Below are 16,366 nucleotides of genomic sequence, written 5' to 3' on the forward strand. Positions count from 1 at the left end.
CGTTCTAATGGACAATAGGCCGATCAGGCATATCGGAACGGTTGACGCTCCATTGCTTTTCCTGAAGTCCAGTCCGCACACACGGCACGGAAAGTGTCCATGAAAGCCGTCTGAAGCTGCGTCGGGCGCCAGTCATCGCGTGTCGTAAGGCCGATTTGGCGACGCAATGACGGCCCTGTGCCAGCGATCTCGTGGAGCAGCCCAGCCCGTCGCTCGAACAGGAACTGGTCGCGCGACATCAGCGTCAGCCAGTCGTCCTCCAGCATCAGTCCGCGGACCACCAGAACAGAACCGCATTCGATCCGCAGCCGGGGCGGCTCCAGCCCCTGATCCGTGAACATTTCTTCCCACCTATGGCGCACCGGGGCGCCCGTCGTGGCAATGACCCACGGAAAATCCAATAGCCGTGAGAAGGGAAATCCCGGCTCCGCCAGCAGGGGATGGCCCGCACGACCGACGATCACCGGGTCATCGATGAACAAGGGCTCCTGAGCGATATCCTTTACCGGCGGTGGGTCGCGCATTGCCCCGATTAGGAGATCCATCTCGCCTTCACGCAGTCTCGCCAGCAATTCCGTATAGGGGCCTTCGATGACGTTGACCGATGCCACCGGATAGGTGCGGGCAAATCGGGCCAATGTCTGTGGCAGCAGGATTGCACGCGCCAGTGGCATGGTGCCGACGGTGACACGTCCGGCGCCTTCTGACCGAAGTGCATCCAGTTCGTCGAAGCCGGAATTCAGCTCCGATTGTGCCAAGTGCGCGAAACGCAGCAACAGAACGGCCGCCGGGGTCGGCTGAACGGTACGTCCCTGGCGGGTGAGAAGCGGCACGCCCAGCAACTGCTCCAGATCGCGGCTCGCCCGGTGCAAAGCGGGTTCCGAGAGGCCTGTTCGTTTGGAGGCAAGTGCAAAACTGCCCGCCTTGTCGACCGCGATCAGCGCCCGCAACTGTCCAAAGGTGATGCGCCGTTCGATATGGGGTAGCGGCGGCAAGCGGGCGCCGCGTCGCACGCTTTGCCCGCCGCGCGCCACGTAGGCAAGCGCGCGTTCAATGCGGGCTGTTATCAATCGCCCCGCCTCGGTGGCAATCACACCGCTTGGTTGGCGGTCGAACAGCAGATGGCCAAGTTGGGCCTCCACTTTGGCGACGGCCTGGGTTAGCGCCGGTTGCGACAGGTTCATAACCTGGGACGCGCTGCTGATGCTTCCCAGTCGTCCGGCAACGGCAACGGCTTCGAGGTGCCGCAGGTTGAGTTCTCTGTGCATAATCATGGCCACACTTCAGCATAGCTTATGGGGCGTGCGCAAATCCAGTTTGCTTTGCCGGCCAAAATTCCCCTTCCATAGATGCAATAGAATATGGATTGAGGATCAAACATGCCCGCAGTTATCACGCAAATCGATCGCGCCGATACCGCCGTCATTGACGGCTTGGCAAAGGCCGGTGTTGCCACGGTCCACGAGGCGCAAGGACGCATTGGATTGCTAGGCAGCCGCTTGCGGCCGATCTACGCCGGTGCCCGTATCGCCGGTTCCGCGGTCACCGTCTCCGTGCCGCCCGGAGACAATTGGATGATGCACGTTGCCATTGAACAATTGAAAGATGGCGATATCCTGGTGGTCGCCCCTACCTCACCCTGCGAGGACGGTTATTTCGGTGATCTGCTCGCCACATCGGCGATGGCCCGAGGGTGCCGCGGCCTAATCATTGATGCCGGCGTGCGCGACGTGCGCGATCTCACCGCCATGGGATTCCCGGTCTGGTCAAAGGCAATCTCTGCACAGGGAACCGTCAAGGAGACACTCGGATCTGTCAACGTGCCGATTGTCTGTGCTGGAGAATTGGTCCAGGCTGGCGATGTCATTATTGCCGACGATGACGGCGTCTGCGTCGTCCGCCGCGCGGATGCCGCAGACGTCCTCGAACAGTCGCAGGCGCGCGAAGCCAAGGAAGCCGAGAAGCGCGAACGGCTGGCAAAGGGTGAACTCGGTCTTGATATTTACGCCATGCGCGAGCGCCTGACGGACAAGGGGCTGCGTTATGTCTAAAGCCGTGCGCGCCATGTGGATGCGGGGCGGAACGTCAAAGGGCGGTTTCTTCTTTGCCGATGACCTTCCCGCCGACATCGCCAAGCGGGATACCTTCTTGCTGCGTGCCTTCGGCTCTCCCGATCCACGCCAGATCGACGGCATGGGCGGAGCCGATCCGCTGGCTTCCAAGGTCGCTGTGGTCTCCCGCTCCTCACGGGAGGGCGTGGACGTCGATTATCTGTTTCTGCAGGTCTTCGTCGATCAGGCAATCGTCAGCGATGCGCAGAACTGCGGCAACATGCTGGCCGGCGTCGGTCCGTTTGCGATCGAGCGCGGGCTGGTCGCGGCGAAGAACGGCGAGACCCCGGTCGCGATCTTCATGGTCAATACCGGCAAGATGGCCATCGCGACGGTGTCGACGCCGGGCGGTGAGGTTACCTACGAGGGCGACACGCGGATCGACGGTGTTCCGGGAACGGCGGCTCCAATCCCGCTCGCCTTTGCAGACATCGCCGGGTCGAGCTGCGGCGCTCTGCTTCCCACGGGCAACCCGGTGGACGTGATCGAAGGTGTCGAGACGACACTGATCGACAACGGCATGCCCTGTGTGATCTTGCGGGCCAGCGATGTCGGGATCACCGGCTATGAGGATCGGGCGACGCTTGATGCCAATGCCGAACTGAAAGCGCGGATCGAGGCGATCCGTCTCAAGGCCGGGCCGTTGATGAACCTGGGCGATGTCGCCGAACAATCAGTCCCCAAGATGATGCTGCTCTCCGCCCCGAGGACCGGTGGAGCGATCAGTGTCCGCTCCTTCATTCCGCATCGCTGCCATGCGTCCATCGGCGTGCTTGGCGCGGTCAGCGTCGCCACTGCCTGCCTTATAAACGGCTCGCCGGCACAGGTGTTGGCCGCGATCCCCGACGGAGAATCCAAGATGCTCGAAGTCGAGCATCCGAGCGGCATGACCGGCTGCGTCATCGAGATGAACGGTCAGGGCGTGATCAAAGGAGCGGGCATGCTGCGTACTGCCCGGAAACTGTTCGACGGCACTTTGTTTGGCTGAGCAGCCGGGCAACAGGTCATTGGAAGCGTGACGTTTTTTGGGAGGGAATGGACATGACGTATATGGGAGTGAGCAAGACGATGACGTATTCAGGAGAGACGAAAAGACCAGCAAGTCGGTTCGGCATCTTGGGCCAGCTATGGTTTCAGGTGCTGGCAGGAACCTTGATCGGCATTCTGCTTGGACACTTCGCACCCGCCGCAGCGGTGGCAATGAAACCGTTCGGCGATGCCTTCATCAAAATGATCCGCATGATGATCGGGCCGATCATCTTCGTCACCGTTGTGCATGGTATCGCCGGCATGAACGACATGAAGAGCGTCGGGCGCGTCGCGCTGAAATCCCTCATCTATTTCGAGGCGATCACGATCTTGGCGCTGATCTTCGGACTGATCGCAGTCGATCTGTGGCGTCCGGGCGAGGGCATGAACATCGACGCTGCCGCAATCGATACCGCATCGATCAAGACCTATCTTGCGACTGCGCACGACCAGTCCATTTCCGGCTATTTCCTCGACATCATCCCGGACACCTTCGCCAGTGCACTGACGGAAGGACACGTTTTGCAGGTGCTCTTTATCTCTGTCCTGTTCGGTATCGCCGTCGCCGCCATCGGAGAGCGCGGACGCCCAGTGTTCCAGGTGATCGAAAGCGCCTCGCAAGGGTTCTTCAAGATCATTGGCTATATCATGTACTTCGCGCCGCTCGGCGCCTTCGGCGCAATTGCCTTTACCGTCGGTCAGTTCGGCACCGCCTCGCTCTGGTCGCTGGGCGAGTTGATCATCGAGTTCTTCGTCGTCTGCGCATTGTTCACAACAATCGTCCTCGGCAGCGTCGCCCATTGGTGCGGTGTCAGTCTGTGGCGGCTGCTAGGCTATCTCTGGGATGAAATCGTGATCGTCGCTGCGACCACGTCGACTGAAACGGTGCTGCCGCGCCTCATCCAGAAGATGCGCAAGGCCGGCTGTGAGGAAAGCGTGGTGGGCTTCGTCATCCCGGCCGGCTATTCGTTCAATCTCGACGGCACATGCCTCTATCTGACCACCGTTGCGGTCTTCCTGGCACAGGCGACGAACACACATCTGACCTTCTGGCATGAACTCGGCCTGATCGCGGTGCTGCTGCTCACCTCGAAGGGAGCGGCGGGCATCGCCGGAGCGGCGTTCGTTGTGCTGGCGGCAACCCTGAATACCACCGGAACCATCCCGGTCGCCAGCATCGCGCTGATCCTCGGAATTCACCGCATCCTCGCCGAGGGACTGACTTTTGTTAATCTGATCGGTAATGCGCTTGCCACCGTCGTGGTCGCAAAGTGGGAAGGCCAGCTCGACGAGAAGATGCTGGCTGAGACGATTGGCAATGCACGCGTCCGCGCCGAGCAGGGTATCGTGGTGGCTTGAGCCATCAACAGGGTGATATAAGAAGACGCACGGCCGACTGCGTTTCGAGAGATCGTGAGAATTCATCCGTAGGGAACGCCCTCATGAATTTTCACGGTTTAGGCGAATCTCGCGACCGGCGTTTCAATGCTCCATGTTAAAGTGTTCGTCCATTCGACGTCGCAGCAAGCGCGGTGCAGCAAATGAGAGTCATCCGCTATTGAGGCTTTCGGCTCTCGTGTACAGCTAGCAGCACCGGAAAGAGTAGGCGTGCTGCAATTCCACAACCGCCGACGTGACAACGGAATTCGAGGAGGAACCCCTCGGCCTCAGTGCCATACCGACGGCGATCCGACTTGAAACCATAACATGCGAATGTTGAAGACGAGATTTCGAACTCCCAGCCTCCTCCCGGGGCACCTCGGCTGCCGTCGCACAGGTTCTCGGCGGCAGCCACTTTTCTCGGGGGCATCGCAGTCTTGGCTTCTCCGAGCCTTCAATGCTGGCGTCCGGTACCACACCTGCCGCCGACCTCGGCGCAACTGAGCGCGGTTTTTGTCATGAAGGAATGGATACTTTCGCCACTAACGAAGGCCGCCATGTCGACCCAGGGCAGGAGTTGCGCCTCTACGAAGAATAATGCCATCGATCTCGCGGAGTGGTGTTTAATCGATGCCAACCTTGAATAGCGCTGGGGGAAAATGACAGAGATGCTGATCCGATACGAAGCGCCTGATGATTTCGACGCGATCCACGATCTGACCTCGACCGCATTCAAGCCGATGCCATACAGCAACGGTACGGAAGCAGAGATCATCCGGAGACTTCGCGCGGCGGGCGATCTGACGATATCGTTGGTCGTCGAAGAGGGTGGCGAGATTCTAGGGCATGTCGCCTTTTCACCGGTGACGATTGACGGCGCGCATGGCGGTTGGTTCGGTCTCGGGCCGATATCGGTGAAGCCGGAGCGGCAACGGCAGGGCATCGGCATGGCGCTGATTACCAAGGGGCTCGAACTGCTGAACGCGATGGGTGCCAGCGGATGCGCGTTGATCGGCAATCCCGACATCTATAGCCGTGTCGGTTTCAGCAGCGATGGGCAACTGAAATATCTCGACCTCGATACGCGGCTCGTGCAGCGAATTGTTTTTCGCGGATCCCCGCCAGGCGGTACGTTGCAATTCGCCCCGGCATTTGAAGGCTAGAATAGTCCGTTCAACGGCCAAAGCTCCAAAGCCAATCTGACAGAGAAGGCGACGACATGTCCGAAACGGGCGCGCTGACTATTCGAACCGAGCGTCTTAGGCTCCGCATGCCCGAGATCGACGATTTCGCCGCCTATGCGCAGCTGATGGCGTCGCCGCGATCGGTTGGAATGGGCGGGCCGTTCGGTCTGCGGGCGGCCTGGGGGATGTTCTGTCACGACGTCGCCCTGTGGCAGCTTTTCGGGCATGGAGCGCTGATGATCGAGCTTGGCGAAACCGGCGAATGCATCGGTCAGGTGGGGATCAATCACGGACCGCTCTTTCCCGAGAAGGAACTCGGCTGGTTCGTCTATGAGGAATATGAGGGCAAGGGCTATGCCACCGAAGCAGCCTCGGCGCTGCGCGACTGGGCCTTTGCGGCACTCAAGCTACTGTCGCTCGTCAGTTATATCGCTCCCGGCAATGCTGCTTCCGCTGCCGTTGCGGAGCGGCTGGGCGCGCGCCTCGATCTCACAGCACCCCGGGATGACCCTAAGGATCTGGTCTATCGTCACTTGGCGCCCTGAACGGAGAACATTGAGGCGCACTGCGACTGGTTGCCGACGTCTCAGTCCCTACATGTCGATCAGTTAGGATGTCGAGCTCCGCAAGAGATGGGGATATCGGATGACAAGCGCGAAACGGGAACACTGGGACGAGGTCTACCGCACGAAATCTGCCGACAGTGTCAGCTGGTATCAGTCGACGCCCGGGCCTTCCTTGCAGGCGCTTGACGAGCTGCAACTGCCGGTCACGGCCTCGCTGATCGATGTGGGCGGCGGCGCATCAAATCTTGTCGACCGTCTTATTGAGCGCGGCTGGTCTGATCTCACCGTTCTCGACATCGCCGCCCCGGCGCTCGAAGTCGCCAAGGTGCGGCTGCAGGATAAAGCCGCCCGGATCGCCTGGGTGGTTGCCGACGTGACGGCATGGCAACCCGACCGCCATTACGATGTGTGGCATGACCGCGCCGTCTTTCACTTCCTGAGCGAGCCCGAGCAGCGGCTGGCCTATCGACGCGCGCTCGAAACCGGCACGGCGCCGGACAGTATCGTGATCATCGCGACCTTCGCGCCGGACGGGCCCGAACGATGCAGCGGCTTGCCGGTCCAGCGTTACGATGCGGCCGCGCTGGCGGCAGAATTCTCGCACACCTTCACGCTGGAGCGCGACTGGCGCGAAGAGCATACGACGCCCGGCGGCGGCCGGCAGTCTTTCCAGTGGTGTGTCCTGCGCAGGCGTTGAGATGCCGGCGGGAGGCCGCTACTTCGTTTCCCGGGACAAGCGGTCGAGGACGAAATCAGCGCGGTCGGCGACGGCGACTTTCGGCAACATGACGACCTCGTAGCCAAGCATCGGATAGATCGCGGCGAGCCTGTCGTATTCGGCGACCGCCTCATCGAAGCCATGGCGCCGCTCGGGGTCGTTGACATAGATTTCCGGCCATGGCGGGGTCAGAAAAACGCTGCTGTTATAGCGGTGAACAGCGCTCATTTTTTTGAGGACCGGTTCGCCGGTCAGGTGCTGAAGCGCTGCCGCCGCATCGATCAGCCCACGATCGAAAAACACCCAGCCGGTCTGTGCGCTCGCCGCCGCGTGGTCGGCCGTTGCCGTGTCGATCGCGCGGCGGGCGAAGGCCGCCATGTCGATCCAGGGCAGGGCTGTACCGTTTTCCTCGAGCTCCTGCCTGACGATCCGCCGCCCGGGCTCTTCGACGATTGCATGACCGCGACGGCCAAGCTCCGCCAGCAGCGTCGATTTTCCGCCGCCGGAACATCCGGAAATCAACACCAACCTGTTCATGTTCGGGCTGTCGTCGTCCGGCCGGCGCGCGCCAGTCCATGATCCACCAGCCGGTCGATGATCTCGGCATAGCCGACGCCGCTTGCCGCCATCGCCTTGGAATACATGCTGATATCAGTGAAACCGGGGATGGTGTTGATTTCATTGACGAGGAACCGCATGTCATCCGTCAGGAAGAAGTCGACGCGGGCCATGCCGTCGCAGCCGACGGCCCGGAAGGCTCGGGCGGCCACGTCGCGCATGGCCGCCTCGACCTCTTGCGGCAGCTCGGCCGGGACTTTCAGCGCCGCGCCCTTCTCGTCGATATATTTGGCATCATAACTGTAAAAGCCGTGGCTTTCCGCCGGCACGATCTCTCCCGGCCGTGAGACGAAGAGTTCTCCTGCCGTATCCTCCAGCACGCTGAATTCGATCTCGCGGCCGCGCACGAATTCTTCGGCAAGCAGCGTACGATCATGACGGAAGCCTTCGGCAAGGGCGGGCGCGAATTCCTGGCTGGCATGGACCTTGGCGACGCCGACCGACGATCCTTGCCGCGCCGGCTTGATGAAGAGCGGCAGGCCGAGCTCGCCTTCGAGGGCTGCCAGCGATGGTGCTGCGCCCTCATGGATCGTCACCGCGCGCGCCACCGGCAGGCCCGCGGCCCTCAGCAGACGTTTGGCGATGTCCTTGTCGAGCGCCGCGGCGGAGCCGAGGATGCCGCAGCCGACGAGCGGAACGCGGGCCACCTCCGCTACGCCCTGGACTGAGCCGTCTTCGCCATGCGGGCCGTGCAGCACCGGAAACAGGATATCGATCCTTGCCAACTCATGCGGCGCGCCATGGGCCGGCATTGCCAGCATCCGGCCCCGTCCGCCCGGCACGAGGCAGATTTCCGTTCCTGACGAAGGTGTCGCCAGCGTGTCGCCCTCAAAACTGCTCAGCAGCCATTGTCCATCGCGGGTGATGAAGATGGGCACGGCGTCGTATTTCTCGGGCTTGAGCGCTCCCATGACATTGGTTGCCGAGAGCACGGAGACCTCGTGCTCGGCCGAGCGGCCGCCGAAGAGCACGGCAATGCGCAGCCGGTTTGGGGAAGGGGTCATGAAAGCCTCCGAAACGATCTGGTGTTGAAAAGGTCAGGCGCTGACCGAAATGCCGCGCTTGGCGAAGAAGCGATCGAAGACGGCAGGCGGCAGCGTGACATCAGCCTGGCTCGCCGCGTCGTGGCCGGACGGGTTGTGGAAGCGGATTACCTCTTGCGAGGCCGCCGTTACCAGCACCAGATGCCCGCCCTTCGACGGTGGCTCGCGTTCCGGCCAGCGGATGCCCGAGTTCACCGATGCGATGAAAAAGCGCCGCTTCGACAGAAGCTCCGGAAGGGCCGATGTCTCGACGCCGGTCACCGTCTCCGCGCCAAGCCCGAAGTGTTCGGCGACGAATCGAACGAAGGGCGCGTAGATCAGCCCCTTGATCGAGGCATCGATCTCGTCGACGACATAACCGCCGTGGCGAGTGCAGGCGCGAGCAAGCTCGAGGGTCGGGTGGATCTCGCCGCGCGCGGCAAGAATCATCTTCAGGCATGCCATGCCGCAGACATTGACTGCCCAGCGCGCATATTCCTCGATCGTCGCGGCCCCCGATTGATGCCAGAGCGGGTCGCCGAGCAGGGCCTGTGGTCCCTCGGCAAGCACCGGCAGCGTCATGCCGGGTGTTTCCCATTGGCTGAAATAGGGCACGCCACTCTGCTGCATCCTGTCGATATCCCCGTGATTCACCTCATGAGATGGCTGGCAATCTTGGCTTTTTCGAGCCGATGCCCGCCTCCGAATCCGAGGGTAGGATGCGTTTTCCTGCAGGTCTACTTAATTAAAATAAGTATATAGATTAGAAAATATGGCTGATTGATACGATTGAAGGGAGCCGGATTTGGATTTTTTCCGATTGCGCACGCTTCGCGAGCTCTCACGCCGTGAGACGATGGCCGCGGTTGCCGATGCGCTCGGCATTTCGTCCTCGGCCGTTTCCCAGCAGATCGCCCAGTTGGAGGATGAAGTCGGAATTGCGCTGGTCGAGCGGCGTGGGCGAGGGGTGACGCTGACACCGGCCGGCCGGCGGCTGGTTGTGCATGCCGACCGGATATTCGCCGTTGTCGAGGAGGCCAAGACCGATATTGCCGAGCTGCAGAATATCGTCGCGGGGGATCTCAGGATCGCCGCTCAACCCTCGGCGGCGTCCTCCTTCATTCCGGCTGCGATGCGCCAACTGGCAAACGATCACCCGCATCTTGGCATGGTCATGACGACGATGGGACCTGCCGACGGGGTTGCAGCACTCAGATCCTGGCAGGCCGATATCGTCGTTGCCGACGACATATCCTTCGATCCCCATACCTTGCAAGGCCCGTTCGATACGCTGTTCCTGTGCCGCGATCAGCTCTTCGTGCTGCTGCCCGCCGGCCACAGGCTGGAGAGCGAGCCCGTCATCGAACTCGGACAGTTGAGGGATGACCATTGGGCGCACGACGTCGCCTCCAGCGCCTATTCCATGGCCATCCGCCAGGCCTGCCGCGATATCGGTTTCGAGCCTGTTATCAACGGCTTCAGCGACAGTTTCGAAGTGGTCTTCGCGCTTGTCGAGGCCGGCTGTTCGATTTCGGTGATGCCCGGACTGGCGCTTCGGGATTTCGCCGAAGGCCTGACCGTCAAGCCGCTGACGCCAGCCGTCTACCGCAACATCTATGCGATCACGCGGCACGGCGAGGGGCGCAATCCGAAGATTGCAGCGGTGCTTGATGCGTTGGTGAGGGCCGTCGCGTGACGCCGCGTCGCGGGGTGTCTTTCGAGGCGCCGGCCTTTGGCTTACGCGTACAAGGATGCCGAGTGTCGGACGATGCCGCGCTCCATCCGCTGCCCCCTATCTCCCGCTCTCCGGCCAGGTCGGCTGACTGATGCTCTGCAGCAGCTCCGGTTCGACGCCGTCGATGCGGGCGATGACGGCTTTGGCCATTTCGCGGCCGGCTTGGCGCACGTCTTCCTGGGCGGTGATGATCTCGGGGCGGATCCAGTTGAGGATCGGCACCGATTGCTTGGAGACCATATCGAGGTCGCGGCCGAGCGCCTTGCCAGCGGCTTCAATGCCGGCATTGACGGCGATGGCTGCACTGCCGGCCGAACAGACGATGCCGTCCGGCGCATTGGCCGAGCGCATCATCACTTCGACGACGTCGCGGATGTCGGCGAGCGGGGCGTCGGTGTTGATGCGCAGCGGCACTTCCTCGGCGCCGTAATCGTGCAGGCCGGTCTGGAAGCCGATGCGGATATGGGCGTAGTAGGTGAGCTTGCTCGGCGGCTGCAGCAGGGCGATGCGGCGCCGGCCGCGCTTGACGAGCTTTTCCACCGCCTGATGGGCGAAGGCCTCGTTGTCGAAATCGTGGAAAGGGTGCGTGAGACCTGCATCGGTGCGCCCATGCGTGGCAAAGGGCATGCCGCGTTCGCTTAGCAGCCTGACGCGCGGATCGTCCGGCTCGATGCGCGAGATGATGACCCCGTCGGCCGAGCCGGTATCGAGGATATAGCGCACCGGCAGCATCGGGTCCTTGCTATGGGAATGCGGCGTGATGACGATATGATAGGGCGTGCCGGACAGTACCTCGGAGATGCCGAAGACCATCTGGCTCGAGAAGCCCATGATCTCCTCGTCGATGCTGAGGACAAGGGCGATGACGTTGGTCTTGCCGGTGCGCAGGCGCACACCCGCCCTGTTCGGCTGGTAGCCCAGCTGGCGGGCGACCATGCGCACCCGCTCCTTGGTTTCCGCCCCAATGTCAGGCGCATCTTTCAGCGCGCGCGACACCGTGGTCACGCCAAGGCCGGTCATGAAGGCGATCGTCTTCAATGTCGGGCGCTCACGCGCTGCCGGCGTCGATGCCGTTTGCCCGAAATTTCCCTTGTTTTCCATCCCTTAGGCCTGCCTCGCGCGAATTGGTGTCGCTTATAGAGGCTTTTTCCAGCGCCGTAAGCCCGCCGCCTGCCAAAATCGCGCCTCCCTAAGGAATGCAATCTGTAACGATACAGTAGAAATGTCGAGTGCTTTTTCTTGTGTGCGCAGCAGCATTATAGCCATAGGTTGAATCGATGGTTTGTGGCTTGTTTTTCTGCAGTTGCGAAGGAGGCAATGCGAGAGGCGAGAATGTGTTATAAAATTTAATGTTATCTATCAATGATATAAATCAACGACGCATATGCGAGAAAGCTTTACTACAGATCGATCCATGGAATGCATCGGTTCTGTGGAAAACAGGCAGAAGTAGCAATTTGGATGTTCGCAGAAAAATTTGCAGGCGGACAGTTGCGTGGAGAAATCGATTGATCTAAGTTTTTCCGGCAACGTTTCAGTGAGGGAGGAGAACTCATGAAAATCCGTATTATGGCAAGCCTGCTTGCCGCTTCGGTCGCGCTTCCGTTCGGCGCCGCCAACGCCACCGATCTCGAAGTCACCCATTGGTGGACTTCGGGCGGTGAATCCGCTGCCGTCGCCGAACTGGCCAAGGCATTCGACGCGACCGGCAACCACTGGGTCGACGGCGCTATCGCCGGTTCCGGCGGCACGGCCCGTCCGATCATGATCAGCCGCATCACCGGCGGCGACCCGATGGGCGCCACCCAGTTCAACCATGGCCGCCAGGCCGAGGAACTCGTTCAGGCCGGTCTGATGCGCGATCTGACCGACGTGGCGACCGCCGAGCACTGGAAGGACATCGTTCGTCCGTCGAGCCTGCTCGATTCCTGCACCATCGACGGCAAGATCTACTGCGCTCCGGTCAACATCCACTCCTGGCAGTGGTTGTGGCTTTCGAACGCCGCCTTCAAGAAGGCCGGCGTCGAAGTTCCGAAGAACTGGGACGAGTTCGTTGCCGCCGCTCCGGCGCTCGAAAAGGCCGGCATCATTCCGCTCGCCGTCGGCGGTCAGCCGTGGCAGGCGACCGGCGCCTTCGACGTGCTGATGGTTGCGGTCGCGGGCAAGGATACCTTCAACAAGGTCTTCAAGGACAAGGATGCGGAAGTTGCCGCCGGTCCTGAAATCGCCAAGGTGTTCAAGGCAGCAGACGATGCACGGCGCATGGCCAAAGGCAGCAACGTCCAGGACTGGAACCAGGCCACCAACCTCGTCATCACCGGCAAGGCCGGCGGCCAGATCATGGGTGACTGGGCGCAGGGTGAATTCGCGCTCGCCGGTCAGAAGGCCGGTACCGACTATACCTGCCTGCCGGGCCTCGGCGTGAACGAGATCATCTCGACCGGTGGCGACGCCTTCTACTTCCCGCTGCTGAAGGATGAGGAAAAGTCCAAGGCGCAGGCCGTGCTTGCCAAGACCCTGCTCGATCCCAAGACCCAGGTTGCCTTCAACCTGAAGAAGGGCTCGCTGCCGGTTCGCGGCGACGTCGATCTCGCCGCCGCCAACGACTGCATGAAGAAGGGTCTCGACATCCTGGCCAAGGGCAACGTGATCCAAGGCACCGACCAGCTGCTTTCGGCAGACAGCCAGAAGCAGAAGGAAGATCTCTTCTCCGAATTCTTCGCCAACCCATCGATGACGCCGGAAGACGCTCAGAAGCGTTTCGCCGGGATCATCGCTTCTGCTGACTGATCAGCAAATTCGCTGCCTTGCGATCCGGCTCTTGGTGAGCCGGATCGTTCCGGGCGATCGGTGATGGTCCGGTCCGCAGCGAGGTTTCTCCGGTATCTTCAGCAGGTTTCGGAGGTGGGGACGACAGGTGGCGCTTTGCCGTTCTGTCACGGGTCGCAGTCGCGATTTGAGGAGAAGTGTTCATGACGGGTCAAGCGAAAGCAGGCCGGCCAAACAAGTTACTGCGCAATCTGAATGCAAAGATTGCGTCCATCCCGATGATCCTGACAGCGCTGGTAATCTTTGTCGGCGGCACGTTCTGGACGGTGTTTTATTCCTTCACCAATTCCAAGCTCCTTCCGAGGTTGAGCTTTGTCGGCATCGATCAGTACGAGCGCCTCTGGGCGGCACCCCGCTGGGTGACGGCGATCCAGAATCTGGCTGTCTATGGCATCCTCTCGCTGATCTTCAGCCTGGTCATCGGTTTCATGCTCGCCGCACTGATGGACCAGAAGATCCGTTTCGAAAACACCTTCCGCACCATCTTCCTCTATCCCTTTGCGCTGTCCTTCATCGTGACGGGCCTCGTCTGGCAATGGGTTCTGAATCCCGATTTCGGCATTCAGGCGGTGGTGCGCTCGATCGGCTGGACGAGTTTCACCTTCAATCCGCTCTATACGCCTGAAATCGTCATCTACGGCATTCTGATCGCGGCGCTGTGGCAGGGAACGGGTCTCGTCATGTGCCTGATGCTTGCCGGCCTGCGTGGGATCGACGAGGACATCTGGAAAGCGGCGCGCGTGGACGGTATTCCGATGTGGAAGACCTATCTCTTCATCGTCATCCCGATGATGCGGCCGGTCTTCATCACGACGATCGTCATCATCGCCTCCGGCATCGTCAAGGTCTACGATCTTGTGGTCGCTCAGACGTCCGGCGGACCGGGTATTTCTTCGGAAGTGCCGGCGAAATATGTCTACGACTACATGTTCCAGGCGCAGAACCTGGGGCAGGGCTTTGCCGCCTCGACCATGATGCTCGTCACTGTCGCGATCATCATCGTTCCGTGGGCCTATCTGGAATTTGGTGGAGGGCGCAAGCGTGGCTAATATAGAAGCTCTCAACACCGTTGCTGCCGGCATCGACGCCGTTGCCCCGAAGCTTGGCGACGGCCCCAGCGGCCCGAGGCCGCGCCCGGCGCTGTCGGCGCGCAACATCATGCTCTACGGTACGCTGATCGTCGCAGCACTTTATTATCTGCTGCCGCTCTATGTGATGGTCGTGACGTCGCTGAAGGGCATGCCGGAAATCCGTCTCGGCAACATCTTCTCGCCGCCGATGGAGATCACCTTCGAGCCCTGGGTGAAGGCCTGGGCGCAGGCCTGCACCGGGCTCAACTGCGATGGCCTGTCGCGCGGCTTCTGGAATTCGGTGCGCATCACGGTGCCGTCGGTCATCATCTCGATCGCGATTGCCTCGGTCAACGGCTATGCGCTGGCCAACTGGCGCTTCCGGGGATCCGAGCTTTTCTTCTCGATCCTCATCATCGGGGCATTCATTCCCTATCAGGTGATGATCTATCCGATCGTCATCATCCTGCGCGAAATCGGCATTTACGGCACGCTGAGCGGCCTCGTCATCGTGCATTCGATTTTCGGCATGCCGATTCTGACGCTGCTCTTCCGCAACTACTTCGTGTCGTTGCCGGAGGAACTGTTCAAGGCGGCGCGTGTCGACGGGGCCGGTTTCTGGCAAATCTTCCTGAAGATCATGCTGCCGATGTCGCTGCCGATCTTCGTCGTCGCGATGATCCTGCAGGTGACCGGCATCTGGAACGACTTCCTGTTCGGCGTGGTCTTCACCCGTCCGGATACTTATCCGATGACCGTGCAGCTCAACAACATCGTCAATTCCGTCCAGGGCGTGAAGGAATACAACGTCAACATGGCGGCAACGATTCTCACGGGTCTCGTGCCGCTCATCGTCTACTTCGTGTCGGGACGGCTTTTCGTCCGCGGCATCGCCGCTGGCGCAGTGAAGGGTTGATCTCATGAATATGAATGCAAGCGTCTCCATCAAGGATCTGTCCCTGAACTTCGGTGCGGTGAGCGTGCTGAAGGATCTCAACCTCGATATCAACGACGGCGAATTCCTCGTGCTGCTCGGCTCGTCCGGCTGCGGCAAGTCGACCTTGCTGAATTGCATCGCCGGCCTGCTCGACGCCTCGGAAGGGCAGATCTTCATCAAGGGCAAGAACGTTACCTGGGAAGAGCCGAAGGATCGCGGCATCGGCATGGTGTTCCAGTCCTATGCGCTCTATCCGCAGATGACCGTCGAGAAGAACCTGTCCTTCGGTCTTCGCGTCGCCAAGGTGCCACAGGCCGAGATCGACAAGCGCGTGGCGCGCGCCTCCGAAATCCTGCAGATCCAGCCGCTTTTGAAACGCAAGCCGGCCGAGCTTTCCGGCGGCCAGCGCCAGCGCGTGGCGATCGGCCGGGCGCTGGTGCGCGATGTCGACGTCTTCCTGTTCGACGAGCCGCTGTCCAACCTCGACGCCAAGCTCCGCTCGGAGCTGCGTGTCGAGATCAAGCGCCTGCACCAGTCGCTGAAGAACACGATGATCTACGTCACCCACGACCAGATCGAGGCGCTGACGCTTGCCGATCGCATCGCCATCATGAAGAGCGGCATCATCCAGCAGCTCGACGATCCGACGACGATCTACAACAGGCCGCGCAATCTCTTCGTCGCCGGCTTCATCGGCTCGCCTTCGATGAATTTCCTGCACGGCGAGCTGGTCAAGTCAGGCGACGGCATTGCCTTTTCTGCCAACGGCGTCATTTTCTCGCTCGCGGCTTACGACGCCAACGAGACGCTGCAGCCCGGCCGCAAGGTGGTGCTCGGCGTCCGTCCCGAACACATCAAGGTCAACGAGAATGCCGGCGGCGAAGAACATGACGCCACCGTCGATATCGAGGAGCCGATGGGCGCGGACAATCTGCTGTGGCTGAAACATGCCGGTCACACGATGTCGGTACGCGTCAACGGCGCGCGCCGCTTCAATGTCGGCGCCAAGGTGAAGCTCAGTTTCGACATGACGGTCGCCTCGGTCTTCGATGCGGAAACCGAGCTGCGTCTCTAGAGAACAATGCGGGCGGGGCCGAAATGGCGCCGCCCTATCTCCAATCGGCCGTCAGGCCAGCCAAATTCGGCCGCGGTCCGGCTTGTCCGGCG

General features: G+C 61.1%; 16 protein-coding genes. 11 read left to right on the plus strand and 5 right to left on the minus strand.

Translation table 11 applies throughout. The features are described 5' to 3' along the window. Positions 1 to 23 precede the first annotated feature (23 nt). Entirely contained in the window at positions 24 to 1,274 is a 1,251-nt protein-coding gene (locus tag FHX10_RS05250) for a LysR family transcriptional regulator (protein ID WP_063475063.1), read from the minus strand. Between the two features lie 105 nt (positions 1,275 to 1,379). Here FHX10_RS05250 and FHX10_RS05255 point away from each other — a divergent pair, with 105 nt between their 5' ends. The 6 genes from FHX10_RS05255 (at position 1,380) to FHX10_RS05280 (ending at position 6,967) form a co-directional block, all read left to right on the plus strand. Next, entirely contained in the window at positions 1,380 to 2,051 is a 672-nt protein-coding gene (locus FHX10_RS05255) for a 4-carboxy-4-hydroxy-2-oxoadipate aldolase/oxaloacetate decarboxylase (protein WP_063475062.1), read from the plus strand. Further along, complete coding sequence (locus tag FHX10_RS05260; protein ID WP_184389122.1) at positions 2,044 to 3,099, plus strand: 4-oxalomesaconate tautomerase; 1,056 nt, start codon at positions 2,044 to 2,046, stop codon at positions 3,097 to 3,099. Before FHX10_RS05255 ends, FHX10_RS05260 begins: the two co-directional genes overlap by 8 nt. Before the next feature lie 80 nt (positions 3,100 to 3,179). After that, positions 3,180 to 4,499 (plus strand): C4-dicarboxylate transporter DctA, encoded by a 1,320-nt coding sequence (dctA, locus tag FHX10_RS05265; protein ID WP_063475206.1) that lies wholly within the window; start codon positions 3,180 to 3,182, stop codon positions 4,497 to 4,499. Positions 4,500 to 5,188: 689 nt separating this feature from the next. Beyond that, complete coding sequence (locus FHX10_RS05270) at positions 5,189 to 5,683, plus strand: GNAT family N-acetyltransferase (RefSeq protein ID WP_063475060.1); 495 nt, start codon at positions 5,189 to 5,191, stop codon at positions 5,681 to 5,683. Positions 5,684 to 5,739: 56 nt separating this feature from the next. Beyond that, the gene (locus FHX10_RS05275; RefSeq protein ID WP_047610252.1) at positions 5,740 to 6,249 is read left to right on the plus strand and encodes a GNAT family N-acetyltransferase; all 510 of its coding nucleotides are present in this window, start codon (positions 5,740 to 5,742) and stop codon (positions 6,247 to 6,249) included. Positions 6,250 to 6,349: 100 nt separating this feature from the next. Beyond that, entirely contained in the window at positions 6,350 to 6,967 is a 618-nt protein-coding gene (locus FHX10_RS05280; protein WP_063475059.1) for a class I SAM-dependent methyltransferase, read from the plus strand. 18 nt (positions 6,968 to 6,985) lie between these two features. Here FHX10_RS05280 and FHX10_RS05285 read toward each other — a convergent pair whose 3' ends face one another. The 3 genes from FHX10_RS05285 to FHX10_RS05295 are packed head-to-tail and all read right to left on the minus strand — an operon-like array spanning position 6,986 to position 9,258. Beyond that, a complete protein-coding gene (locus tag FHX10_RS05285) occupies positions 6,986 to 7,525 on the minus strand; it encodes an AAA family ATPase (RefSeq protein ID WP_063475058.1) in 540 nt (179 codons plus the stop codon). Then, a complete protein-coding gene (locus FHX10_RS05290) occupies positions 7,522 to 8,610 on the minus strand; it encodes a D-alanine--D-alanine ligase family protein (protein WP_063475057.1) in 1,089 nt (362 codons plus the stop codon). Before FHX10_RS05290 ends, FHX10_RS05285 begins: the two co-directional genes overlap by 4 nt. A gap of 33 nt (positions 8,611 to 8,643) precedes the next feature. Further along, a complete protein-coding gene (locus tag FHX10_RS05295) occupies positions 8,644 to 9,258 on the minus strand; it encodes a C39 family peptidase (protein ID WP_063475056.1) in 615 nt (204 codons plus the stop codon). A 175-nt stretch (positions 9,259 to 9,433) separates the two neighbouring features. On the opposite strand from FHX10_RS05295, the gene FHX10_RS05300 reads away from it, so the two are divergent. After that, positions 9,434 to 10,324: a LysR family transcriptional regulator gene (locus tag FHX10_RS05300; protein ID WP_063475055.1), complete on the plus strand. Its 891-nt coding sequence runs from the start codon at positions 9,434 to 9,436 to the stop codon at positions 10,322 to 10,324. A 96-nt stretch (positions 10,325 to 10,420) separates the two neighbouring features. On the opposite strand, the gene FHX10_RS05305 is transcribed toward FHX10_RS05300, so the two are convergent. After that, positions 10,421 to 11,464: a LacI family transcriptional regulator gene (locus tag FHX10_RS05305; protein WP_063475054.1), complete on the minus strand. Its 1,044-nt coding sequence runs from the start codon at positions 11,462 to 11,464 to the stop codon at positions 10,421 to 10,423. A gap of 453 nt (positions 11,465 to 11,917) precedes the next feature. Between FHX10_RS05305 and FHX10_RS05310 the strand changes: the two genes are divergently transcribed. The 4 genes from FHX10_RS05310 (at position 11,918) to FHX10_RS05325 (ending at position 16,274) form a co-directional block, all read left to right on the plus strand. Then, a complete protein-coding gene (locus FHX10_RS05310; protein WP_063475053.1) occupies positions 11,918 to 13,153 on the plus strand; it encodes an ABC transporter substrate-binding protein in 1,236 nt (411 codons plus the stop codon). A 182-nt stretch (positions 13,154 to 13,335) separates the two neighbouring features. Next, a complete protein-coding gene (locus FHX10_RS05315) occupies positions 13,336 to 14,241 on the plus strand; it encodes a carbohydrate ABC transporter permease (RefSeq protein WP_047610242.1) in 906 nt (301 codons plus the stop codon). Continuing rightward, positions 14,234 to 15,178 (plus strand): carbohydrate ABC transporter permease, encoded by a 945-nt coding sequence (locus tag FHX10_RS05320; protein ID WP_047611637.1) that lies wholly within the window; start codon positions 14,234 to 14,236, stop codon positions 15,176 to 15,178. Before FHX10_RS05315 ends, FHX10_RS05320 begins: the two co-directional genes overlap by 8 nt. Before the next feature lie 4 nt (positions 15,179 to 15,182). Then, on the plus strand, positions 15,183 to 16,274 hold the full coding sequence (locus FHX10_RS05325) for an ABC transporter ATP-binding protein (protein WP_174824474.1): 1,092 nt from the start codon (positions 15,183 to 15,185) through the stop codon (positions 16,272 to 16,274). The last annotated feature ends 92 nt before the right edge of the window (positions 16,275 to 16,366 follow it).

Origin of the sequence: Rhizobium sp. BK591, assembly GCF_014195045.1 — a bacterium.
Taxonomy (GTDB): domain Bacteria; phylum Pseudomonadota; class Alphaproteobacteria; order Rhizobiales; family Rhizobiaceae; genus Rhizobium; species Rhizobium anhuiense.